Here is a 20,860-nt window from a genome sequence, read left to right on the forward strand (position 1 = left end):
TGATTTGTGATGCAACCTGAACTCGATATCTACGGAATTTACATTCCGACCCTCGGCGTGCTGGCGCTTGGCGCTTATTTTGCAAATACGGTCATGCAACGCCTTTTGGCGCGGGCACGCCTTTATCGTTTCGTCTGGCATCGGCCTTTGTTCGATGCTGCGATGTATTTTTGTATTCTCGGTGTTGCCGCCGTCATTCTCAATGGAATACCGCTATGAAAAAGCTCTTTGCACATTCAGGCCGTGTCTTTGTAACCGTCGTCATGGTTACGATGGCAGGGCTCCTCGGTTGGCATTTGTGGGATTACTACATGAACGCGCCATGGACACGCGATGGCAAAATTCGTGCCGATGTCGTGCGTGTTGCGCCGGATGTCTCGGGCCTTGTTGGCGAAGTGCTCGTCCACGACAATGCGACTGTTCATCAGGGCGACGTTATCTTTCGCATCGATCAGGCCCGTTACAAGCTCGCCCTGCAAACAACGGAAGCAAAGGTTGATAGCAGCAAGGCGGCACTTGATATGGCAAACCGCGATCTGGTCCGCTATCGCCAGCTTAACGACACGACCGTGACACGCCAGAAACTGGAGCAGATTGAAACGACGGCCCAGCAAGCGGAAGCTTCCTATCGGCAGGCGCAACTGGATCGCGATCTTGCAGCACTCAATCTCGATAGATCGTCGGTAAAAGCGCCCGTCAACGGTGTGATTACCAACTTCTCGCTTCAGCCGGGTGATTACGTCTCCGCAGGCTCAGCAGTGACTGCCTTGGTGGATACGGACTCGTTCTACGTTTCTGGCTATTTTGAAGAGAACAAACTCGAGCGTATCCAGATTGGTGACCCGGTAGTGGTCGATATCATGGGCAGCAAAGTGCAACTCAAAGGAAAGGTTGAAGGCATCGCTGGAGGTATTGAAGATCGTGAGCGTAGCGATTCTTCCAGCTTGCTTGCGAATGTTTCGCCGACCTTCAACTGGGTGCGTCTGGCACAACGTGTGCCAGTGCGTGTGAAACTTGAAGAGGTGCCGGACAGTGTCCATCTCGTTGCTGGCCGAACAGTCAGCGTTTCGGTGGTGAACTGATTTAAAAGCCCGGCTGTCGTCCGGGCTTTTTCCATGTTAGCAAAGACAAAAGCGGTTGGGGATTTCTCATGGGTGTGCTGGTTGTCCAGAACTACGATGGGTCCGGATTGGGACAGATCGAGCCAATACTGGTGAATGCTGGGCATTCGATTGATCTGCGTCATCCCTACAACGGCGATTCATTACCCTCCGATGACAATGGCTATCAAGCCTTGATCGTTCTTGGTGGTGAGCAGAATGCGCTTGCCGACGCCGAATGTCCTTACTTCCCCCATTTGCTCGAGCTTATACGCCGGTTTGGCGATCATGATAAGGCCGTTCTCGGCATTTGTCTGGGCAGCCAGCTCGTGGCTCGTGCTTATGGTGGGGAGAATATTCTGGATCGCCCGATGGAGTTCGGCTGGCAAGAAATTCGGCTTACCGAGGAGGGTAAAAGCGATCCGGTCTTGTCTGCCGCGGGTGACATCTTTCCAATCTTTCATTGGCATCGCGATACGTTTTCGCTTCCGAAGCAAGCTTTGCATATGGCGATAAGCGATATGACACCTCATCAGGCTTATCGCATTGGACGTGCAGTCTATGGCACGCAATTCCATTTCGAGGCGAACACGCAGCTTGTGGCCGAGTGGAATGACCAGCTAAGCGAACTGATCGCGGGTTTCGCGCCGGATTGGGCGTTACAATATCCAGAGCTTGCAAAGAAGTTCGGAGCACAGGCGGATGCCGCAGGTGCTGCATTAGCCAAGGCGTGGGTAAACCAAATCTAGAGGCCTCGTAACTGCGTCTTAACCTTAAGTCGAAGTATCGCGTTGCCGCTTTGCCACAGCGTTCAACCAATTCGGTTTTTCAAGAGAAAAGCGGTGGCTTGGCTGGAACCGTTCAGTTGCGGGTAACTTTTTTCGGGTGTAACTGAACGCCGTCTCCCCGGGCAGCAACCGAATGAGCAAGGCTGATCGCCATGCTCTCAAGTGGCGGCTCGTCTACCGAACTTTATCCGGCCACCGTCGAAAGAGTTTCCGAATATGACCGCCAAGCATGCCGCTCTTCTCACCGTCCTGATGGTTTCCGCGATTGTATTCATGGCGGTCGGCATATTTACCGTCGATGCGGGCAACAACGCGATGTCTACTGACGGTTATGGCATTTCCAGCGCTCATTGAGCGTACTAGCTCGTTGCAATAAAACGCTTTTCAGAGCCGTTGATCACGATGGCTGAAAGCTGCCCACTTCTCCATGCATATGTATCGAGATTGACCCTGTTCGGTTGAATATCGATAGCGCTTTGCGGTGTATGCCCGTGGATGATGACCTTTTCGAAGGGCTCAGTCCATTTGAGGAAAGCTGTGCGAATCCAGATCAATTCTTCCGGGTCTTGTGCATCCAGCGGCACAGCAGGGTTTATGCCTGCATGACAGAAGAAGAATTCGCCAAAAGCGACTGAGCGCGGCATGGCGCGAATGAAGTCGATATGGGTTTGGGGAACGGCCTTGACGAGCGCGGCATGACCTAGGCGCGCTGAATCTGCATCAGTAAAATCAACTTCCACATTGTAGGAGCGGGCGGTATCAATGCCACCGTGGAGTGCGAATATCCCGGCAACGTCTCCCGTTGCTAGATAGGTAAGAAAACCGTCGTCGTGATTGCCCAACAGCGAAATGACGCGCTTATCCCGACGTGACACATCAATCAGAAAATCCAGCACTTCTTTCGAGCGCGGACCACGATCGATATAATCACCAAGATGAATGATACGCCAGTCGTGAGCGGGGCGGTGGTCAAGGTCGGCACGGATCAGCCCGTGCATATCCTGCAACAAGTCGAGACGGCCATGTACGTCGCCGATGGCATAAAGGCGGATACCGTCGGGTCCTTTGGCATCTTTGAAAACTACGCCGTTCATTCGCTGTCATTTTCCTTCGTGTCCTTGCCTGACTTCGCACCCGCCCGCTGCCGATAGCGCAGGCGCGAGACACGTTCGCGTTCTTCGTGAAGCTCGCGATCATGCGTGGCCTGTTCCACGAAACGAATGTGTTTTCGCACCGCTTCGCGTGCCGCTTGCGGATTACCGGCCATGACGGCATCGTAAATGGCGCGGTGCTGCGAAAGAAACATGTCGGCGACGCCAGGATAGCTGTAAATTAGGCTGCGATTGTAAAAAACGCCATCCTTCAGAAGTTGATAGCAAGACCGCAGGGTGTGCAGCAGAACGATGTTGTGTGCTGCTTCACCAATGGCATTGTGCAATTCCACATCGAGGCGTGCCTCCGTGTCGAAGTCGCTGACGCCATGAGCCTTTTCCATGGCCTCCATGATCTCGGTCAAAAGCGCTTTGTCAGCTGGTGTAGCTCGAAGTGCTGCATATTCTGCGGCAATGCTTTCGATTTCCCGGCGATATTCGAGATAGTCTGCGGTCGCCTTGCGATGATCGGCAAAAAGCTTGACCACAGGGGCGCTGAATACCTGTCCGATCACGTCTGCAACGAATGTGCCTCCACCATGACGAGAGATGAGGAGTTCGGCAGTCTCAAGCCTTTTTAGAGCATCGCGCAATATCGGGCGAGATATATCGAACTGGCGCGCCAGTTCACGCTCGCCGGGAAGCCGGTCGCCACCGCGCAGAACGCCTTCGAGAATGAGCGTTTCGATCTGATGCACAACGTCGTCTGCCGTGCGGCTTGCCTGTATGCGTGAAAAAATTGTTTCGGCCATGCCGTCTGAAGCCCTCTCCATAACGGCGGCAAATTAGCCTTTAGGTCGATGCCCGGCAACGGAATATATTGAAAAGGAAAGTCCGATCGATGATGCGACCGGGCTTTCGGAATACATGATCAAAAAATGATCAGGCTTTTTTGCGCTTGCGTGTCGCGACGAGTACGAAAAGACCTGCGACAAAGCCGTACATAGCCCATTTAAACGGGAGTGCGTCAGCGGTTTCGCTGCGGATCGGAAGTACGGTCACAGTGCCGGGGCGGCTTTCTACGCCCGATTTGCCTTCGGCTTTAGCTTGTTCGATCTGTTGTGGAGAAACGACCCACTCGGCGCCACGTGATTTGTCATAGAACATGAAACCACAGCCGACGATAACGGCGACGATGATCGCTAGAATAAAACGTAAAGGTGTGTTCATCATTTTTCCCAGAAAATCAGGACAATGGGAGAAAATCATCCGATTCGCTTGAATAACGGATTGCGGGATATTTAAGCCTTTTAGAATCAAAAGCTTAGTTAGCTTTATATGCTGGCACACTAATATAGCGCGCGCGACTTATTAACCGACGAACGAAAGCCAGTCTATTTCTTTGCTACTTCGTGCGGAGATGCGCCGCTTTCCCAGTAAGGAACAGGGCCATAAAGATCTGCCAGATAGTCGATGAACAGTCTGACCTTTGCCGGGAGGAACTGTTTCGATGGATAGACGGCATGAATTGCAACGTTGCGAGACGCGGCATAGTCGGGCAGAACTTGTACCAACTTGCCTGCTGCAAGTTCCGGGCCGATATCCCAGGTCGAGCGTTGCGCTATGCCGAGGCCTGCCAGGACTGCCTCGCGTACCATTTCGCTGGAATTGGTTTGCAGTGGCCCCACTGGGCGAATGACGATGGGGCCTTTGGGGCCTTCCAGTCGCCAGGGGTCGTTGTTGTGCGGTGCCAGACAGATATGGTCCTGCAAGTCCTCAATCGTCTGTGGTGTACCGCGTTCCGCGATATAGCCGGGTGAAGCGACGAGAATACGACGCACGGGTGCGAGACGGCGTGCGACGAGGGTTGAATCGGAAAGTTCGGCGATCCGAATGGCAAGATCGTATCCATCGCCTACAATGTCGACCATCTCGTCGGTGAGCTGCATATTGACGGTAAGGTCTGCGTTGGCGCGCATGAACGGCACGAGATAGGGCGCAATGTGCATGCGACCGAAAGTCGTAGGGGCTGAAATTTTCAATGTACCGCGCGCATCGGCAGAACGGCGGGCAACAAAGGCTTCCGCTTCTTCGATGTTGGAGAGAATGGCCAGAACCCGCTCATGATAACCCTGACCGGCCTCAGTCAACGCGATCTGGCGTGTCGTTCGTTGAAGCAGTCGGGTTCCGAGGCGCTCTTCCAGCCGTCCCAGACGTTTTGAGACGACCGCTGGCGAGAGGCCCAGATCGCGAGCGGCTGCTGACATGCTGCCCGTTGCCACGACGCGGGCAAAGATTTCCATATCCGCCAGACTGCTCATCATGTTCTGCTATCCCACTCATTGCCGTGCTTTGCTAAAGCTTTGGGTTTAAAGCATCTAGCCGAGCGCTAGGAAACTAGGCAAGCAATTATGCCGCAGTGTGAAAACTGTTTAGCCGCTGACTAAAGTGGTAAAAATGATTTACCACTTGACGAGAATGGTGCGGAGTGCACTTTGACCACATAAGTGGTGGAGGAGAATATGAGCGGACTCATCATGCCGGAACCGGACGCGTCCGTCATGCAGCGGCGCGAGCAGATCGTTGCAGACTTGCGCGACATCGTGTCGGGCGAAGGCGTTGTGGATGCTATCAATGCAATGCGCGTGTTCGAGAGCGATGGCCTGACCGCGCACCGTTCGTTGCCGTTGGTCGTTGTGCTGCCAGAAACGGTTGATCAGGTTTCGCAGGTTCTGCGCTATTGTCACGATAACAACGTTCGTGTCGTGCCACGGGGAGCGGGCACATCGCTGTCGGGCGGTTCCATGCCGCTGCAGGATGCGGTGCTGCTTGGTATGTCTCGCTTCAATCGTATTCTCGAAATCGATTATCCGAACCGCGTTGCCGTGGTACAGCCGGGCGTGACCAATCTCGGCATTACCAAGGCTGTTGAACACGAGGGGTTTTATTATGCGCCTGATCCCTCGTCACAGATTGCCTGTTCCATTGGCGGTAATGTCGCTGAAAATGCGGGTGGTGTGCATTGCCTTAAATACGGTCTGACCGCCAATAATGTGCTCGGCATCGAAATGGTGCTTATCACCGGAGAAGTTATCCGGCTTGGCGGTAAGCATCTCGACAGTGAGGGCTACGATCTTCTCGGTCTGATGACCGGCTCAGAAGGACTGCTCGGTGTCGTGACAGAGATTACGGTCCGTATCCTGCAAAAACCGGAAACGGCGCGTGCAGTCATGGTCGGCTTTCCCTCCAGCGAGCAAGCCGGTCAGTGTGTCGCTGACATCATCGGCGCAGGTATCATACCAGGCGGCATGGAGATGATGGACAGGCCAGCCATCAAGGCTGCCGAAGATTTCGTGCGGGTCGGTTATCCGCTCGATGTCGAAGCGCTGCTGATCGTCGAACTTGATGGGCCGCCCGTCGAAGTGGACTATCTGATAGGTCGGGTCGAAGCACTGGCGCTTACAAACGGTTCCACAACCTGCATTCTGTCGCAGTCGGAAGAACAACGTCTGGCTTTCTGGGCAGGCCGGAAGGCGGCATTCCCGGCAGTGGGACGCATCTCGCCGGACTATCTGTGCATGGATGGCACCATTCCGCGCAAAGAGCTGCCGCGTGTTCTGTCCGGGATGCGCGAACTTTCCGAGAAATACGGATTGCGGGTGGCCAATGTGTTCCACGCGGGCGACGGCAACCTGCATCCGCTTATCCTCTATGATGCGAATATTCCTGGCGAACTGGAAGCTGCGGAAGATTTTGGCGCGGACATTTTGCGCCTTTGCGTGAAAGTCGGTGGTGTTCTCACTGGCGAACATGGAGTAGGCATCGAAAAGCGCGATCTGATGCCGGAAATGTTCAACGAGATCGATCTTGACCAGCAGATGCGCGTCAAATGCGCTTTCGATGCCAAGCATCTGCTCAATCCCGGCAAGGTGTTTCCGCAATTGCGCCGCTGCGCCGAGCTTGGTCGCATGCATGTGCATCGCGGCGAGCTGGCCTTCCCGGATATTCCCCGATTCTGAGTTGTGGTTTTGATCATGAGCGATGCAAATATTCTAAAGCCGCAGGATGAGGCGGGCGTTCTGGAGGCGGTGCAGGATGCACTGGCCAGTTCTACGCCGCTGGAAATTATCGGCCATGGCTCCAAGCGTGGCATCGGACGCAGGGTTGATGCAGGTCGCGTGCTCGACGTGTCGCGGCTTACGGGCGTGACCTTGTATGAGCCGGACGAACTGGTGCTTTCGGCAAAAGCCGGAACGCCAATGGTCGAGATCGAAAAGCTTCTGGCCGACAACAATCAGTGCTTTCACTTCGAGCCGATGGATTACGGCCCGTTGCTGTCGGGCGAGGGTGGGCGCGGCACGATTGGTGGCGCGCTTGCCGCCAATCTGTCCGGTCCGCGCCGTCTCAAGGCAGGTGCTGCCCGCGATCATGTGCTTGGGGTGCGCGTCGTGTCCGGGCGTGGCGAATTGTTCAAATCTGGTGGTCGCGTGGTCAAGAACGTGACCGGCTATGATTTGTCCAAAGGCATGGCTAATTCCTGGGGCACACTGGGCGTTGCCACCGAGGTGACGTTCAAGGTTCTGCCGAAGCCGGAAACGGCGGCAACGCTTGCCGTGCGTGGGCTGACTGACGAACAGGCCGCGCGCGTCATGGCCATGGCGATGGGGTCGCGCGAGGAAGTCGCATCTGCGGCACATTTGCCACCGACGGTTGCCAACCGCTTCCTTGACGGAAAACTCGGCTGGGATGCGGCGACCGTTCTACGGCTCGAAGGCTTTGCACCTTCGGTCGAGCACCGTAGTCGGCAATTGCAGGCGCTGCTGGGCCAATCCGGCACGGTGGAAGTGTTGAACGGGGGGCAATCGCAGCAGCTCTGGCGTGAAGTGCGCGATGTCCTGCCTTATGCCAATGCAGGCGACAATCGCGCTGTCTGGCGTGTTTCGATGACGCCGATGCAAGGCTGGCAGATGGTGGACGAGTTCCGCCGTCATGCGGGCGTCGATGCCTATTACGACTGGCAGGGTGGGCTGATCTGGATGCGGATGGAAGCGGACCCGGAAGCGCAAACTTTGCGCAAGCTGATTACCAAATATGGCGGTGGCCATGCGACGCTCGTGCGCGCATCGGAACATATTCGCGCAAGCAATGCAGTGTTCGAGCCGCAACCGGCAGCACTTGTAGCGCTTTCTCAGCGGTTGAAGCAACAATTCGATCCCGAAAATATCCTCAATCCGGGGCGTATGCATCCCCGTCAGGCTGGAGCTTGAAGCCATGCAGACCCATTTCAGTCCCGATCAGTTACGCGATCCTGGTGTCAGCGAAGCCGAAAAAATTTTGCGCAAATGCGTGCATTGCGGCTTCTGTACCGCAACATGCCCGACCTATGTGACGCTCGGCAACGAACTCGACAGCCCGCGCGGGCGCATTTATCTGATCAAGGACATGCTGGAAAATGGTCGTCCGGCGGATGAGGAGGTCGTGCGCCATGTCGATCGCTGCCTGTCGTGCCTCTCATGCATGACGACCTGTCCTTCGGGCGTCAATTACATGCATCTGGTCGATCATGCCCGCGCGCATATCGAGAAAACCTACAAGCGCCCCTTCATGAACCGTTTTCTGCGCGGTGTTCTGGCGCAGGTTCTGCCCTATCCGGGCCGGTTCCGTGCAGCGTTGAAACTGGCGAAGCTCGGCAAGCCGTTCGCGTCGCTTTTGCGCAAGAGCGATGCCCTGAAACCCATGGCGGCGATGCTTGATCTCGCGCCGCAAAGCCTGCCATCAGCGGCCCCTATTGAAGCCATCAGCGCTGCCAAGGGAGAAAAGCGCGGTCGCGTGGCAATTCTCAACGGCTGCGCGCAACCTGTGCTCAATCCGGGTATCAATGCCGCCACCTTGCGGCTTTTGAACCGCTTCGGCATCGAAGTGGTGACACCGAAGGGCGAAGGCTGCTGCGGTTCGCTGGTCCACCATATGGGCCGCGAAGAGCAGGCGCTGGAACAGGCGCGGCACAATGTCGATGTGTGGACGCGCGAGATCGAGGCGGGCGGTCTCGACGCGATCATCGTCACGGCGTCCGGCTGCGGCACAACGATCAAGGATTATGGTTACATGCTGCGGCTTGATCCGGCCTATCACGACAAGGCTGCGCGCGTGTCGGCGCTGGCAAAGGACATCACCGAATATCTCACCGGCATCGATCTGCCGGAACCCGATGCGCCGCAGGCGCTGACAGTCGCCTATCACTCGGCCTGCTCGATGCAGCACGGGCAGAAAATTGTGCGGCAGCCGAAAGACCTGCTGTCAAAAGTGGGCTTCACGGTGAAGGAACCGCTGGAAGGGCATCTGTGCTGCGGATCGGCTGGCACCTATAACATCATGCAGCCGGAGATTGCCGCCAAGCTGCGTGACCGCAAGGTAAAGAACATTGAGGCGACAGGCGCCGATCTGATCGCTACCGGTAATATCGGCTGCATGACCCAGATCGCCACCGGCAGCAAGCTACCCATCGTGCACACGGTGGAACTGATCGACTGGGCCTATGGTGGGCCGAAGCCTCAGGGATTGTCACAAATCGCTGCATAAAAAAAACCGGGCAATTGCCCGGTTTTGTCTTCGATGTCTGCTCAGCCAGCCGAAAAGGTACTCGGGTTCGGGCCGATCCGACCGTCTGCCTTGTCCAGTTTCGTAATCGCATCGTGATCGGTTCCGTTGAGACGGAAATCGAAAATATCGAAATTTTCTTTGATACGGGCGGGCGTAACGGACTTGGGAATGACGATATTGCCCGTTTCGATGTGCCAGCGCAGGATGATTTGTGCGACCGACTTGCCATGCTTTTCCGCGATGGCCTTCAGCGTGGCATTCTCCAGAATTTTACCCTGACCAAGTGGGCTCCACGCTTCCGTCGCGATGTCGTGTTTGCTGTGGAACAGACGCAACTCGTCCTGCTGGAACTGTGGGTGCAGCTCAATCTGATTGAGAACCGGCGTTACGCCGCTTTCCGTGATGATGCGTTCGAGATCGGCTGTACGGAAGTTGGATACACCAATGGATTTGGCTCGACCCTCTTCTTTCAATTTGAGAAAAGCGCGCCATGTTTCCATGAAAAGATCTTTCGAGGGCATCGGCCAGTGGATGAGATAGAGATCCACATAATCCGTGCCAAGCTTTTTCAAGCTGGCGTCGAATGCTTTCAGCGTCGATTCATAGCCTTGTTCACCGTTCCACAGTTTCGTGGTGAGGTAAATGTCGCCGCGCTCGATTCCGGAACTCTTGATCGCCTTGCCGACGCCTTCTTCATTGCCGTAAATGGCAGCGGTGTCGATGTGACGATATCCTGCTTTCAACGCTTCGCTGACAGCGGCCACTGCTTCGTCATTACCTACTTGCCAGACACCGTAACCGAGCTGCGGAATGTGATTGCCGTCGTTCAGTTTAACCGTCGGTACGGTCATGATTTATCCTTTCCCTCCGAAGCATTCAGCGCAAAGGTGGATCCTTTGATGCGCATGAATGCTATTGACCTGCATGCCGGTTCTTTCTCCAGCACGAACTGCCATTTGGCAGCCATTTTCATATCTCTTTGGACTTTGCCACTGTCAGCATATGGGTGTTCGGGGGAAAAGGAAAAGCCCTTTCAATCATGTTTCCAAGCCTGCAATCATTCTTTCTGTGCAGAAATTTTGATCTTTTCAGATTTATGAAAACAATACGACCGCCTCCGAGAGAAGGCGGTTGTAAATGGCATAAAAAAAGATGGTTCGATTAGCGGACAACCACTTCTGCGCCGACCGGGACACGTTCATAAAGATCGGTGACGTCTTCATTGCGCATGCGAATGCAGCCGGACGACATTGCCTTGCCGATAGTCCAAGGCTGGTTAGTCCCGTGGATACGATAGAGTGTTGAACCGAGATAAAGCGCGCGCGCGCCAAGCGGGTTATTTATCCCCCCTTCCATACGCGCCGGGAGGATACGCCCCTTCTTGCGCTCGCGGGCGATCATTTCCTTCGGCGGCGTCCAGGTTGGCCATTCAGCCTTGCGGCTGATGCGTTGCGAACCCTTCCAGCTGAAACCTTGTTTCCCGACGCCGACGCCATATCGCATCGCTTTACCGCCGGATTGAACGAGATAAAGGAAGCGCTTGCCTGTATCGATGACGATTGTGCCCGGTTTTTCGTTGCCGGAATAGGAAACCGTCTGCGGCAGGTAAGCGGGATCGATCTGGTGCTTTCGTACTGTGGTTGCCGGATTCGCAGCCGGGCGTTGATACGAAACCTGACGATAGCTGGATTTGACTTTCTGCTTCTGTCTGGCGGCAACACGTGGCGCTGGCTGCAAAGATTGCGGTACGGCCTTTATGCGGGCAGGCTGTCCATGCAATTGAGCTACCCATGGCGCGGAAAGATCAGGACTCACACGTACCGGCGGCAGCGTTGCATAGCGGTCGTTGGCAAAGGCCATGCCCGTACTGACGATGGAAACGGCAATCGCCGCAAGCGACCCGATTAAAAGAAGATGCCGTGGTTTCATAATTCAGATCCGTATCTTTGCGCCTGAAAATCTTTGTGACGCAGTTGCCCGTTGCAGCTCCTGACATCTGCTGTCAGGAGAGCGACCCTCATGCTCGTGTGGGGATTGTGTGCCGGAATGGAATCGTAAAGGTAAATTTTGGTCGCGTGTTTTGCCTGACGGCCCTTCCAATTAAAGTTGTGGTTAGTGTCAGGTTGCGCGACATAATTAATTATGGATGAAACTTGAGAGGCGGAACAATGAGCGATGTCGCTGAGGCAAAAACCGGTCTGATCGTCGGCGCCGATGGAATGACGCGTTGCTTCTGGCCGGGCGAGTTACCCGATTATCTTGCTTATCATGACAAGGAATGGGGTGTTCCTGTCTCTGACGATTTCCGGCTTTTCGAAAAAATCTGCCTTGAGGGTTTCCAGTCAGGCCTGTCGTGGCTCACGATCTTGCGCAAGCGTGAGAACTTTCGGGCCGCTTTCGATGGCTTCGATTTCCATCGTGTTGCGCAGTACAATCAAGAAGATGTGGCGCGCCTGCTGGCCGATAAGGGTATCGTGCGCCATCGCGGCAAGATCGAATCCACGATCAACAACGCCAAGCGCGCAATTGAGCTGGTTGCCGAAAAGGGTTCACTTGCGGCCTATTTCTGGTCATTCGAACCGGGCGTAAAAGATCGCCCTACCGTGGTGGACTATCCAACTCTTGTTGCCAATCCGAAGACTGAAACATCAATTCGCATCTCCAAAGATTTGAAGAAGCGCGGCTGGTCATTCGTTGGTCCAACGACTGTATATGCTTTCATGCAAGCAATGGGGCTGGTGAACGACCACATCGAAGGTTGTCACTGTCGGACACACATTGAAAAATTGCGACAGAGTTTCAAACGACCCAGCTAGAGCAACGATTGCTAAGCTGCATCATTTCTGCGAGAAACATCCATCTTTGAGTATGGGAGACGATCATGGATTTGGTGTCGTTGTTGGCATTTGCCGGTATTCTGGTTGTGGCGGCGGGTACGCCGGGGCCGAATGTCGGCGCGCTGGTGGCACGCGTCATCAGCCGCGGCCACAAGGGCGTCTTTCCATTCATGTTCGGTCTGTGGCTTGGTGATGCTATCTGGCTTTCACTCGCAGTCTGGGGACTGGCTGCGCTGGCCAACACATTTCACACTGCGTTTCTCATCCTCAAATATGTGGGCGTAGCCTATCTGATCTATCTTTCGTGGAAGATGTGGATCGCACCGGTAGATGAAGTTGCGGATGAAAATGCCATTCCGCGTCAGGGTGAGGCTGGGAAGCTCTTCCTTAGCGCGCTGGCGATTACACTTGGTAATCCGAAAATCATGGTTTTCTACCTTGCCATTCTGCCGACGGTGGTTGATATCACCCATGTTTCGCTGGTTGGTTGGGCTGAATTGCTGGTGGTCATGTTTGCTGTTCTCGCTGCAGTTGATACGGCATGGGTGGTGCTTGCCGCGCAGGCAAGACGGTTTCTGCGCAGTCCTCGCATGATGCGGATCGCTAACAGAACCAGCGCTGGCATGATGGCAGGCGCGGCCGTCGCCATTGCGACACGCTGAACACGCTTCCTGCACTTGCCGCAACGGACTTGATCGGTTAGGAAACCGGCAACAGAATTGATGCCGGTTCCAATCGGCATGTGTGTATAAATCAGCGATCAGGCAGGAAAAATGGCCGATAAAGCGGACAAGATGAAGGCGCGGTTGCCGCGCGGGTTTGTCGATCGGGTGCCGGATGATTTGCGCGCCGCTGAAAAGATGATGGCGACAATCCGTGAAGTTTACGACCTTTATGGCTTCGAGCCGGTGGAAACTCCGCTCGTGGAATATACGGATGCGCTCGGCAAGTTTCTGCCGGATCAGGACCGCCCGAACGAAGGCGTGTTCTCGTTTCAGGACGACGATGAACAATGGCTGTCGCTGCGCTACGATCTGACTGCGCCGCTGGCACGTTACGTCGCTGAAAACTACGAGTCGTTGCCAAAGCCTTATCGCAGTTATCGTAATGGTTGGGTGTTCCGCAATGAAAAGCCGGGACCGGGTCGTTTCCGTCAATTCATGCAGTTCGACGCTGACACGGTCGGTGCGCCGAATGTCTCGGCCGATGCCGAAATGTGCATGATGATGGCCGACACGATGGAGCGCCTAGGCATCAGTCGTGGCGATTATGCGATCCGCGTCAATAACCGCAAGGTTCTTGACGGTGTGTTGGATGCTATCGGTCTTGAAGGTGAGGGCAATGCTGTCAAGCGCCTCAATGTACTGCGTGCCATCGACAAGCTCGACAAGTTTGGACCTGAAGGCGTTCGCCTTCTGCTCGGCAAGGGCCGTCTTGATGAAAGCGGCGATTTCACCAAGGGCGCTGAACTTACTGATGATGCAATCGAGAAAGTTTTGGCTTTCACTGCGGCGGGCGGGGCGACAGGCGTCGAAACGATCGCCAATCTCCGTGCAGTTGTGGCTGGCAACGCCAAGGGTGAGGAAGGTGTAACCGAACTTGCCGACATGCAGGTGCTGTTCTCGGCGGGTGGCTACGATGGTCGTGTGAAGATTGACCCGTCCGTTGTGCGTGGTCTTGAATATTATACGGGGCCGGTTTTCGAAGCGGAACTGCAATTCGACGTTACCAATGAAGACGGTCAGAAGGTCGTGTTTGGTTCTGTGGGCGGTGGTGGCCGGTATGATGGTCTCGTGTCACGCTTCCGCGGCGAGCCAGTACCAGCGACGGGCATTTCTATTGGTGTTTCGCGCTTGATGACGGCTTTGAAGAACCTCGGCAAACTTGATGTTTCCGATGTTGTCGGCCCGGTAGTGGTTCTGGTTATGGACAGGGATACAGAAAGCCTTGGCCGCTATCAGAAGATGGTCTCCGACCTGCGCCAGGCCGGTATTCGCGCTGAAATGTATGTCGGCGGGTCCGGCATGAAGGCGCAGATGAAATATGCTGATCGTCGTGAAGCGCCTTGCGTCATCATTCAGGGCTCGCAGGAGCGTGAGGCAGGTGAGGTGCAGATCAAGGATCTGGTCGAGGGCAAGCGCCTTTCTGCGGAGATCGAGGACAATGTAACCTGGCGCGAAAGCCGCCCGGCTCAGATCACGGCCGAGGAAAATGGCCTCATCGATGCCGTCCGTGAAATCCTTGCCAGCCAGGCGCGAGATCGCGCAGAACAGTCGAAGTGACGGAAACCATGGCTGGATCGAGCTCGTCTGGTGTTTTCAATTCTCTTCGTGCGACGCTTGGTGCGCGCGAAGCCGAAATTGTCGAAATTCCGCTGATTCAGCCGGCTGATCCATTTCTGGATATGGCGGGCGAGGATTTACGCCGTCGTATTTTTCTCACTGAAAACGAGAACGGCGATAGTTTGTGCTTGCGGCCTGAATTTACCATTCCCGTCTGCCGCAACCACATCGCCCTGAATGCTGCCACGCCGAAGCGCTATGCCTATCTGGGCGAAGTGTTCCGTCAGCATCGTGACGGTGCGGCTGAATTCCTTCAGGCCGGTATCGAAGACTTGGGTGCTTCCGACGAAGCCGCATCGGATGCGCGCTCGATTGCTGATGCGCTTTCCTGTGTTCGAGCGGCGGCTCCTGAAGCAGAGCTTGAGATTGTTCTGGGAGACCAGTCGGTTTTTGCGGGTATGCTGAAGGCGCTGGGCCTGCCACAAGGTTGGCGCAAGAAGCTTCTGCGTTCTTTCGGCGATGCGAATTCCATGGAACAGGTACTTGCTGAACTGACTGGCGCACAACGGCGTGATCCGTTGCCGGAAACGCTTGCCGGGCTGGTGGCAGAGGGCGATGAATCCGGGCTTGCACGCATGCTGGAAGCGGAAATGCTCGAAGCTGGCATTTCGCCCAGTGCAGGACGTTCGCCGGCCGAGATTGCACGCCGGTTGATCGAGAAGGAAGATCTTGCGGTTACGCGCTTTCCTGCACCCGCGCTTGATCTTCTGAAACAGTTTCTTGAAACGCGCGTCTCGCTTGATTCCGCAGCCGTTACCTTGCGGGCATTTGCTTCGGAACACGCCCTTGATCTTGCTGCAGTCTTGCAGAAGTTTGAGGCGCGCAGTGAAGCTATTGTGAATGCGGGCATCGCCACAAAAGATATTATCTACGATGCCTCCTTCGGGCGTCCGCTCGATTACTATACCGGTCTCGTTTATGAAATCCGGGCTCCGGGTGTTGAAAAGGAAGGCGTTCTCGCTGGCGGCGGTCGCTATGACCGGCTTCTGACCATGCTTGGCGCTTCGGAAAACATTCCCGGCGTCGGCTTTTCCATCTGGCTCGACCGACTGCAAATGCTGGCGGGAGAGAAAAAATGAGTGTGACTCTGGCATTGCCGTCCAAAGGGCGCTTGAAGGAACAGACGCTCGCAGTACTAGACAAGGCAGGTTACAAAGTGATCCTGCCGGATGACTCGCGTAATTACCGGGCTCGTGTTGAGGGCGAAACTGATCTCGACATTCTGTTCCTTTCGGCTTCCGAAATCGCCCGTGAACTGGGATACGGCAGTGTTGATCTGGGCGTTACAGGCGAAGATCTTGTTCGCGAAACATTGGCGCATTCGGAAGAACGCGTGGCCATCGAAGCGGAACTGGGGTTCGGTCATGCTGACGTTGTGGTGGCAGTTCCGGAAGTCTGGCGTGATGTGACCAGCATGGCTGACTTGGACGATGTGGCGGCAGATTTCCGCCAGCGTCATGGTCGCCGTCTGCGCATCGCCACCAAATACTGGCGACTGACACAGCAATTCTTTTCGCAGAAGCATGGCATTCAGGTTTACCGCATCGTTGAAAGCTTGGGGGCTACTGAAGGCGCTCCGGCTGCAGGTTCTGCAGACATGATCGTCGATATTACATCGACGGGTTCAACACTGCGGGCTAACCGCCTAAAGGTTCTGGAAGACGGCGTTATTCTGCGCTCGCAGGCTTGCCTTGTTTCAGCGCGCCGCAGTCGCGAGAATGCACGTGTCACAGAAGTTGCGACCCGTATTCGTAAAGGACTGGGCGGGTAGATAACTTCAAGTTTGTCTTTTATGTTGCGAGTTGCCATTTCACAATTGGAACTCGGAACAGTTCAGATGAATAGTGTGCGGAAATTGATTGGACGTTGTACCTGCGAAGCAGTCCGTTTCACAGTGACGGATGAATTCGAATATGCCCTGAACTGCCATTGCTCATTATGTCGTCGTGCCACTGGCAGTGCATTCAAGGCTTTCGGTGGAATAAAAACCCACGCACTCGAAGAGACAAATAGTAAATCGTCGCTCATGCTTGTCGGCAACGAGATCGATCACGATGTGCGATGCGCTTCTTGTGGTTCTTTTCTATATTCCATCGTTCGCGGGGGCGAATATGTTCACGTCAATTATGGTGTGTTGGCTGAGGAGCCAAAGCTGAAGCCGTCTGCTCATATTTTCGTCGGCTCGAAAGCTCCATGGTATGACATTCTGGATGACTTACCTCAATTCGAGGAGAATCCTCCTTTTTAACCATTGGCAGCAAGACGCTGGAAATTAAAAAACCGCGCCATCTGAATAGCGCGGTTTCTTTATGTTGTGTTGGTGATTTCTGATCAGCCGCGCTTGGCGTCAATCGAAAGCGAACCTGCACCATGCAGGGCGAGGATAAAGAGACCACCCGCAATTGCGAGGTTTTTCTGCGCCATCATGGCGTTCATGCCTTGCGAGAAGTCCATGTGGGCAACAAGCGTCGCGCCGATGGTGAACAGACCGACAATGGCTGCCGCGATGCGGGTCTGAAAGCCGACGAGAATTGCGAGGCCGCCGACAAATTCCACCAGACCGACAATGACAGCCGTAACGGTTGGAACCGGAAGGCCGAGACCAGCGAAGTAACCTGCAGTGCCCGAGATGGCGGTCAGCTTGCCGTAGCCGGCAAGAATGAAGAGGATCGAAAGAAAGATGCGGGCGATGAGCGTTACAGCGCCATTGGACTGTGGAGTGATAGAGGACATGCGGGGCTATCTCCTGTTGAACTGAGGCATCAATTAACGACTGCAGACTGTCAAGGAAAGCCGTCTAATCCTCGACAGTTTGTTTACAGTATGAATACCAATTCACTCTGGTGCAATCATTCTCTCTGCCCGCACCAGCCGCTCATAGTCTTCTGCCGACACCAATCCGCTCGCCAATGCTTCTTCACGTAAGGTCGTTCCATTCTTGTGCGCAGTCTTGGCGATCTTGGCTGCATTGTCATAACCGATCGCCGGAGCCAGCGCGGTCACAAGCATCAGCGAGCGGTCCAGCAGTTCCTTGATACGGTTCAGGTTCGGTTCGATTCCCTCCACACAATGATCGGCAAACGACACCATGGCATCACTGAGAATGCGGATCGATTGCAGGACATTATATGCGATTACCGGTTTGAACACGTTAAGCTCGAAGTGACCCTGGCTTGCGGCGACCGTAATTGTGGTCTGGTTGCCAAACACCTGTGTTGTGACCATAGTCAAAGCTTCTGCCTGGGTCGGATTGACCTTGCCCGGCATGATTGAGGAGCCGGGTTCGTTTTCCGGCAGTGACAGTTCACCAAGCCCGGAACGCGGACCCGAACCGAGGAAACGAATGTCATTCGCGATCTTGAAAAGATCCGCCGCCAAAGCATTCAGGCTGCCATGGAAATTGAGGATAGCGCCGTGGCTGGCAAGAGCCTCAAATTTGTTGGGCGCAGTCTTGAAAGGGAGGCCGGTAATTTCGCTCACGGCTTCAGCAAAGCCCGTGTCGAAACCGATTGGCGCGTTCAGGCCCGTGCCGACTGCAGTCCCGCCTTGTGCGAGCAGAAAGACGTCTGCGAGCGATTGCTCGATGCGATGGCGCGCATATTCCAACGCGGCGCGATACCCGGAGAATTCCTGTCCCAGTGTAACCGGCGTTGCATCCTGCGTATGGGTACGACCGATCTTGATGATATCCTTGAAGGAATCTTCCTTGGCCTGGAGCGCCTTGGTCAGATGTTCAACCGCCGGATAAAGCCGATTGACGGCCTCGACTGCCGTGGCAACATGGATTGCCGTTGGGAAGCTATCATTGGACGACTGGCTCATATTCACGTGGTCATTGGGATGGACCGGCTTCTTGGACCCCATTTCACCACCGAGAAGTTCGATAGCCCGGTTTGAAATGACCTCGTTGGCATTCATGTTCGATTGCGTTCCCGAACCAGTCTGCCAGACGACCAGCGGGAAGTGCTCGTCGAGCTTACCCTCGATGACTTCGGACGCCGCCACTGCAATTACCTGGCCGAGAACCGGATCGAGTTTGCCAAGCGCAATATTGGTTTCCGCTGCCGCGCGCTTGACGACACCCAGTGCGTGGACCAACGGAAGCGGCATGCGCTCCCCGCCGATCTTGAAGTTTTGCAACGAGCGTTGCGTCTGAGCGCCCCAGTAGCGGTCTGCAGGAACATCAATCGGTCCGAACGTATCTGTTTCGGTACGCGTAGCGGTCATTTCAGGTCTCCGGGTAATTGGACTCGAAACCGAGCCATCCAAAGCAAATATAGCACCGCCAGGTGCTTGGCGGGCTAATGTTTCTTCGTGAAACTTTTATAACGCAATCATTTGATAAAACATGACTATAAAAGTCAATTTTTGTTGACCTGGACCTCCACGGTCAAGCGTCGTCCTCTTCGTCACCGTTATCCGTTTCGGAAATCCAGGCGGTCGGTTCGATCTTGCGCTGGGTTTTGCTATCGGTGAACGTCCACCAGCCAGTATCTGTCTCATCCCACTGACCGCCACCGGCCTGCAATTGGGCTAGCGTTCGATACTGTGCAATTGACTCATTGCGCTGGTCATCTTCATCGGTCCAGACGACTGTAATCTTACGGCCGTCTTTCGGAGCTGTGGCGATAGGAAGTTCTTTACGCATATGATCATCCATTACATTGTGACTGCGGATAATCATAGGGCATACAATGCTAGCGGCAAGCCGGAACTCTAACGTTCCGGCTTGCCGTCTTATTCAGATGGCACGCGCCGACTTAAGTGCCTTGCCCCACCAAACCAACTGATCCAGCATGTTTTTGGCTGCTTCTGCCAGATGAGGGAAGTCGTCCAGCTTATTCTCGCCTTTGACGACGGCGAGATAATCAGGGAAAAGTATATGAACGCCGGTCTTGACGGACATAGAAGACATTTCGACTGCAATCATCCGCAGTTGTTCGACAGCGCGAGCACCACCGACGCCACCATAGCCGACAAATCCCATTGGCTTCTGAACCCAGTCACCATAGTCGATGGCGTTTTTTAGAACAGCAGTAGGAGCGTGATTGTATTCAGCCGCAGTCAGGATATAGGCATCGAATTCGCGCAGCTTGTTTTTCCATTTGTCAGCAGTTTCTGCTTGTGCGGTCGTGGTGGAAGTGTCGCCATAGAAGCCCATCGGATAATCGGCGACATCGAGAATTTCCACGTCCAGTTCCGGGCGTTCTGCTACGAGTTTCGCAATCCACTGAGCAGGGACTGGAGCAAAACGCTGTTCACGTGTACTGCCGACGATGACGGCGACTTTGAGCTTAGACATAGATAGCACCTTTATTTAGAGTGGTAACCGTTAGAAACTGACGCTATATAAGTGACTTACCTAGCGCACAAGGAGGCACTTTTATGAAACCCGGTGACTTCAAGGAAACCAGTGCATGCAGGACCGTTGCGGATATTCTGTCTCGCGTGGGCGATAAATGGACGGTGCTTGTGGTGAGCTATCTCGGTAATCATCCAATGCGTTTCAACGAGTTGCGTCGAAGCGTAGATGGTATTTCTCAGAAAATGCTGACGACGACGTTACGCAATCTGGAGCGAGATGGTTTCGTCACGCGTACGATCTTTCCGACAATTCCGCCCAAGGTCGAATATGAACTGACTGAAATGGGGAGCGATCTCTTGCGGCCTGTGCGCGCATTGGGTGAGTGGGCGATAGCCAATGAAGCAAAGGTAATGATGGCTCGCGCGCGTTATGACGCCTCGATATCAGGAAAGGCGCAGATTGACGCCGCAGAATAGAAGCTGAGTTTTTGGAAGTGCAAGTGGAAAGACAGGCCGAAGCCTGCCTTTCCTGTTGCCTGAGACAGGACTTCCAAAGTGCGGGGGCAAACAGGAAGTCCATCTCTGTGTCATTCGGGATTGACCATGATTGGTGGTTATGAGTCAATCAGAAGTTTCTAAAATAAAGACTTCGGTGCAGCAAAGCGCGAGCAGAGTAAATTTTTCATAAATCACAAACGGTTATGCAACGTAAAAAGAAAGGCGGCCCAAGGCCACCTTTCTCGCATTTTCATCAAAGTAAGCTTGACGGACTTCTTGGAAGTCCATGCCGCTACCCGC

The 20,860-nt window shown here is 54.6% G+C and carries 24 protein-coding genes; 14 read left to right on the forward strand and 10 right to left on the reverse strand.

What is annotated here, in order from left to right; genetic code table 11:
- Positions 1-9 precede the first annotated feature (9 nt).
- The 4 genes from CES86_RS18230 to CES86_RS27590 all read left to right on the forward strand — a co-directional run bounded on the left by CES86_RS18230 (position 10) and on the right by CES86_RS27590 (position 2,242).
- Positions 10-219, forward strand: a complete 210-nt coding sequence (locus CES86_RS18230; protein ID WP_010660967.1) for a DUF1656 domain-containing protein — start codon at positions 10-12, stop codon at positions 217-219.
- Positions 216-1,082, forward strand: a complete 867-nt coding sequence (locus tag CES86_RS18235; RefSeq protein WP_011982727.1) for an efflux RND transporter periplasmic adaptor subunit — start codon at positions 216-218, stop codon at positions 1,080-1,082. The genes CES86_RS18230 and CES86_RS18235 overlap by 4 nt, the downstream gene beginning before the upstream one ends.
- Before the next feature lie 68 nt (positions 1,083-1,150).
- Complete coding sequence (locus CES86_RS18240) at positions 1,151-1,849, forward strand: type 1 glutamine amidotransferase (RefSeq protein ID WP_010660969.1); 699 nt, start codon at positions 1,151-1,153, stop codon at positions 1,847-1,849.
- Between the two features lie 255 nt (positions 1,850-2,104).
- Positions 2,105-2,242, forward strand: coding sequence for a hypothetical protein (locus CES86_RS27590; protein WP_010660970.1), 138 nt, complete (start codon positions 2,105-2,107; stop codon positions 2,240-2,242).
- 5 nt (positions 2,243-2,247) lie between these two features.
- Here the strand turns inward: CES86_RS27590 and CES86_RS18245 are convergent, their stop codons facing one another.
- The 4 genes from CES86_RS18245 to CES86_RS18260 form a co-directional block, all read right to left on the reverse strand.
- Positions 2,248-2,982 (reverse strand): metallophosphoesterase, encoded by a 735-nt coding sequence (locus CES86_RS18245; protein WP_010660971.1) that lies wholly within the window; start codon positions 2,980-2,982, stop codon positions 2,248-2,250.
- Entirely contained in the window at positions 2,979-3,791 is an 813-nt protein-coding gene (locus CES86_RS18250; RefSeq protein WP_010660972.1) for an FCD domain-containing protein, read from the reverse strand. Before CES86_RS18250 ends, CES86_RS18245 begins: the two co-directional genes overlap by 4 nt.
- A gap of 130 nt (positions 3,792-3,921) precedes the next feature.
- Positions 3,922-4,209 (reverse strand): hypothetical protein, encoded by a 288-nt coding sequence (locus CES86_RS18255; RefSeq protein ID WP_010660973.1) that lies wholly within the window; start codon positions 4,207-4,209, stop codon positions 3,922-3,924.
- Positions 4,210-4,373: 164 nt separating this feature from the next.
- Entirely contained in the window at positions 4,374-5,303 is a 930-nt protein-coding gene (locus tag CES86_RS18260) for a LysR family transcriptional regulator (RefSeq protein WP_010660974.1), read from the reverse strand.
- 198 nt (positions 5,304-5,501) lie between these two features.
- Here CES86_RS18260 and CES86_RS18265 point away from each other — a divergent pair, with 198 nt between their 5' ends.
- The 3 genes from CES86_RS18265 to glcF are packed head-to-tail and all read left to right on the forward strand — an operon-like array spanning position 5,502 to position 9,558.
- Positions 5,502-6,998, forward strand: coding sequence for an FAD-linked oxidase C-terminal domain-containing protein (locus CES86_RS18265; protein WP_029928001.1), 1,497 nt, complete (start codon positions 5,502-5,504; stop codon positions 6,996-6,998).
- A gap of 15 nt (positions 6,999-7,013) precedes the next feature.
- A complete protein-coding gene (gene glcE, locus CES86_RS18270) occupies positions 7,014-8,246 on the forward strand; it encodes a glycolate oxidase subunit GlcE (protein ID WP_029927998.1) in 1,233 nt (410 codons plus the stop codon).
- A gap of 4 nt (positions 8,247-8,250) precedes the next feature.
- Positions 8,251-9,558 (forward strand): glycolate oxidase subunit GlcF, encoded by a 1,308-nt coding sequence (glcF, locus tag CES86_RS18275; RefSeq protein WP_029927996.1) that lies wholly within the window; start codon positions 8,251-8,253, stop codon positions 9,556-9,558.
- A gap of 41 nt (positions 9,559-9,599) precedes the next feature.
- Here the strand turns inward: glcF and CES86_RS18280 are convergent, their stop codons facing one another.
- A complete protein-coding gene (locus CES86_RS18280; protein ID WP_029927995.1) occupies positions 9,600-10,430 on the reverse strand; it encodes an aldo/keto reductase in 831 nt (276 codons plus the stop codon).
- A 310-nt stretch (positions 10,431-10,740) separates the two neighbouring features.
- The gene (locus tag CES86_RS18285; RefSeq protein ID WP_029927993.1) at positions 10,741-11,508 is read right to left on the reverse strand and encodes a L,D-transpeptidase; all 768 of its coding nucleotides are present in this window, start codon (positions 11,506-11,508) and stop codon (positions 10,741-10,743) included.
- Positions 11,509-11,747: 239 nt separating this feature from the next.
- On the opposite strand from CES86_RS18285, the gene CES86_RS18290 reads away from it, so the two are divergent.
- The 6 genes from CES86_RS18290 to CES86_RS18315 all read left to right on the forward strand — a co-directional run bounded on the left by CES86_RS18290 (position 11,748) and on the right by CES86_RS18315 (position 17,006).
- Entirely contained in the window at positions 11,748-12,395 is a 648-nt protein-coding gene (locus CES86_RS18290) for a DNA-3-methyladenine glycosylase I (protein ID WP_010660980.1), read from the forward strand.
- Positions 12,396-12,460: 65 nt separating this feature from the next.
- Positions 12,461-13,078: a LysE family translocator gene (locus CES86_RS18295; RefSeq protein ID WP_011982737.1), complete on the forward strand. Its 618-nt coding sequence runs from the start codon at positions 12,461-12,463 to the stop codon at positions 13,076-13,078.
- A 111-nt stretch (positions 13,079-13,189) separates the two neighbouring features.
- Complete coding sequence (gene hisS / locus CES86_RS18300; RefSeq protein WP_029927991.1) at positions 13,190-14,698, forward strand: histidine--tRNA ligase; 1,509 nt, start codon at positions 13,190-13,192, stop codon at positions 14,696-14,698.
- Between the two features lie 8 nt (positions 14,699-14,706).
- Entirely contained in the window at positions 14,707-15,837 is a 1,131-nt protein-coding gene (locus CES86_RS18305; protein WP_029927989.1) for an ATP phosphoribosyltransferase regulatory subunit, read from the forward strand.
- Entirely contained in the window at positions 15,834-16,529 is a 696-nt protein-coding gene (gene hisG, locus CES86_RS18310; protein ID WP_010660984.1) for an ATP phosphoribosyltransferase, read from the forward strand. The genes CES86_RS18305 and hisG overlap by 4 nt, the downstream gene beginning before the upstream one ends.
- 123 nt (positions 16,530-16,652) lie before the next feature.
- Positions 16,653-17,006 carry a GFA family protein gene (locus CES86_RS18315; RefSeq protein WP_308669810.1) on the forward strand — a complete coding sequence of 118 codons (354 nt, stop codon included), beginning with the start codon at positions 16,653-16,655 and terminating at the stop codon, positions 17,004-17,006.
- Positions 17,007-17,089: 83 nt separating this feature from the next.
- Here CES86_RS18315 and CES86_RS18320 read toward each other — a convergent pair whose 3' ends face one another.
- From CES86_RS18320 to CES86_RS18335, 4 genes are all read right to left on the reverse strand, one after another.
- Positions 17,090-17,491 carry a DoxX family protein gene (locus CES86_RS18320; RefSeq protein WP_010660986.1) on the reverse strand — a complete coding sequence of 134 codons (402 nt, stop codon included), beginning with the start codon at positions 17,489-17,491 and terminating at the stop codon, positions 17,090-17,092.
- A gap of 102 nt (positions 17,492-17,593) precedes the next feature.
- Positions 17,594-18,985: a class II fumarate hydratase gene (gene fumC / locus CES86_RS18325; protein ID WP_094515055.1), complete on the reverse strand. Its 1,392-nt coding sequence runs from the start codon at positions 18,983-18,985 to the stop codon at positions 17,594-17,596.
- 163 nt (positions 18,986-19,148) lie between these two features.
- The gene (locus tag CES86_RS18330; RefSeq protein WP_010660988.1) at positions 19,149-19,406 is read right to left on the reverse strand and encodes a hypothetical protein; all 258 of its coding nucleotides are present in this window, start codon (positions 19,404-19,406) and stop codon (positions 19,149-19,151) included.
- Between the two features lie 93 nt (positions 19,407-19,499).
- Entirely contained in the window at positions 19,500-20,060 is a 561-nt protein-coding gene (locus CES86_RS18335; RefSeq protein ID WP_029927984.1) for an NADPH-dependent FMN reductase, read from the reverse strand.
- An 83-nt stretch (positions 20,061-20,143) separates the two neighbouring features.
- Here CES86_RS18335 and CES86_RS18340 point away from each other — a divergent pair, with 83 nt between their 5' ends.
- A complete protein-coding gene (locus CES86_RS18340; RefSeq protein WP_010660990.1) occupies positions 20,144-20,539 on the forward strand; it encodes a winged helix-turn-helix transcriptional regulator in 396 nt (131 codons plus the stop codon).
- Positions 20,540-20,860: the final 321 nt, after the last annotated feature.

It is taken from the genome of Brucella lupini (assembly GCF_002252535.1).
Lineage (GTDB): Bacteria > Pseudomonadota > Alphaproteobacteria > Rhizobiales > Rhizobiaceae > Brucella > Brucella anthropi.

Excerpts from the sequence above, each read along its gene's own strand:
- CES86_RS18230 (WP_010660967.1), top strand. The coding sequence starts at position 10 with ATGCAACCTGAACTCGATATCTACGGAATTTACATTCCGACCCTCGGC.
- CES86_RS18235 (WP_011982727.1), top strand. The coding sequence starts at position 216 with ATGAAAAAGCTCTTTGCACATTCAGGCCGTGTCTTTGTAACCGTCGTC.
- CES86_RS18240 (WP_010660969.1), top strand. The coding sequence starts at position 1,151 with ATGGGTGTGCTGGTTGTCCAGAACTACGATGGGTCCGGATTGGGACAG.
- CES86_RS27590 (WP_010660970.1), top strand. The coding sequence starts at position 2,105 with ATGACCGCCAAGCATGCCGCTCTTCTCACCGTCCTGATGGTTTCCGCG.
- CES86_RS18245 (WP_010660971.1), bottom strand. The coding sequence starts at position 2,982 with ATGAACGGCGTAGTTTTCAAAGATGCCAAAGGACCCGACGGTATCCGC.
- CES86_RS18250 (WP_010660972.1), bottom strand. The coding sequence starts at position 3,791 with ATGGCCGAAACAATTTTTTCACGCATACAGGCAAGCCGCACGGCAGAC.
- CES86_RS18255 (WP_010660973.1), bottom strand. The coding sequence starts at position 4,209 with ATGAACACACCTTTACGTTTTATTCTAGCGATCATCGTCGCCGTTATC.
- CES86_RS18260 (WP_010660974.1), bottom strand. The coding sequence starts at position 5,303 with ATGATGAGCAGTCTGGCGGATATGGAAATCTTTGCCCGCGTCGTGGCA.
- CES86_RS18265 (WP_029928001.1), top strand. The coding sequence starts at position 5,502 with ATGAGCGGACTCATCATGCCGGAACCGGACGCGTCCGTCATGCAGCGG.
- glcE (WP_029927998.1), top strand. The coding sequence starts at position 7,014 with ATGAGCGATGCAAATATTCTAAAGCCGCAGGATGAGGCGGGCGTTCTG.
- glcF (WP_029927996.1), top strand. The coding sequence starts at position 8,251 with ATGCAGACCCATTTCAGTCCCGATCAGTTACGCGATCCTGGTGTCAGC.
- CES86_RS18280 (WP_029927995.1), bottom strand. The coding sequence starts at position 10,430 with ATGACCGTACCGACGGTTAAACTGAACGACGGCAATCACATTCCGCAG.
- CES86_RS18285 (WP_029927993.1), bottom strand. The coding sequence starts at position 11,508 with ATGAAACCACGGCATCTTCTTTTAATCGGGTCGCTTGCGGCGATTGCC.
- CES86_RS18290 (WP_010660980.1), top strand. The coding sequence starts at position 11,748 with ATGAGCGATGTCGCTGAGGCAAAAACCGGTCTGATCGTCGGCGCCGAT.
- CES86_RS18295 (WP_011982737.1), top strand. The coding sequence starts at position 12,461 with ATGGATTTGGTGTCGTTGTTGGCATTTGCCGGTATTCTGGTTGTGGCG.
- hisS (WP_029927991.1), top strand. The coding sequence starts at position 13,190 with ATGGCCGATAAAGCGGACAAGATGAAGGCGCGGTTGCCGCGCGGGTTT.
- CES86_RS18305 (WP_029927989.1), top strand. The coding sequence starts at position 14,707 with ATGGCTGGATCGAGCTCGTCTGGTGTTTTCAATTCTCTTCGTGCGACG.
- hisG (WP_010660984.1), top strand. The coding sequence starts at position 15,834 with ATGAGTGTGACTCTGGCATTGCCGTCCAAAGGGCGCTTGAAGGAACAG.
- CES86_RS18320 (WP_010660986.1), bottom strand. The coding sequence starts at position 17,491 with ATGTCCTCTATCACTCCACAGTCCAATGGCGCTGTAACGCTCATCGCC.
- fumC (WP_094515055.1), bottom strand. The coding sequence starts at position 18,985 with ATGACCGCTACGCGTACCGAAACAGATACGTTCGGACCGATTGATGTT.
- CES86_RS18330 (WP_010660988.1), bottom strand. The coding sequence starts at position 19,406 with ATGCGTAAAGAACTTCCTATCGCCACAGCTCCGAAAGACGGCCGTAAG.
- CES86_RS18335 (WP_029927984.1), bottom strand. The coding sequence starts at position 20,060 with ATGTCTAAGCTCAAAGTCGCCGTCATCGTCGGCAGTACACGTGAACAG.
- CES86_RS18340 (WP_010660990.1), top strand. The coding sequence starts at position 20,144 with ATGAAACCCGGTGACTTCAAGGAAACCAGTGCATGCAGGACCGTTGCG.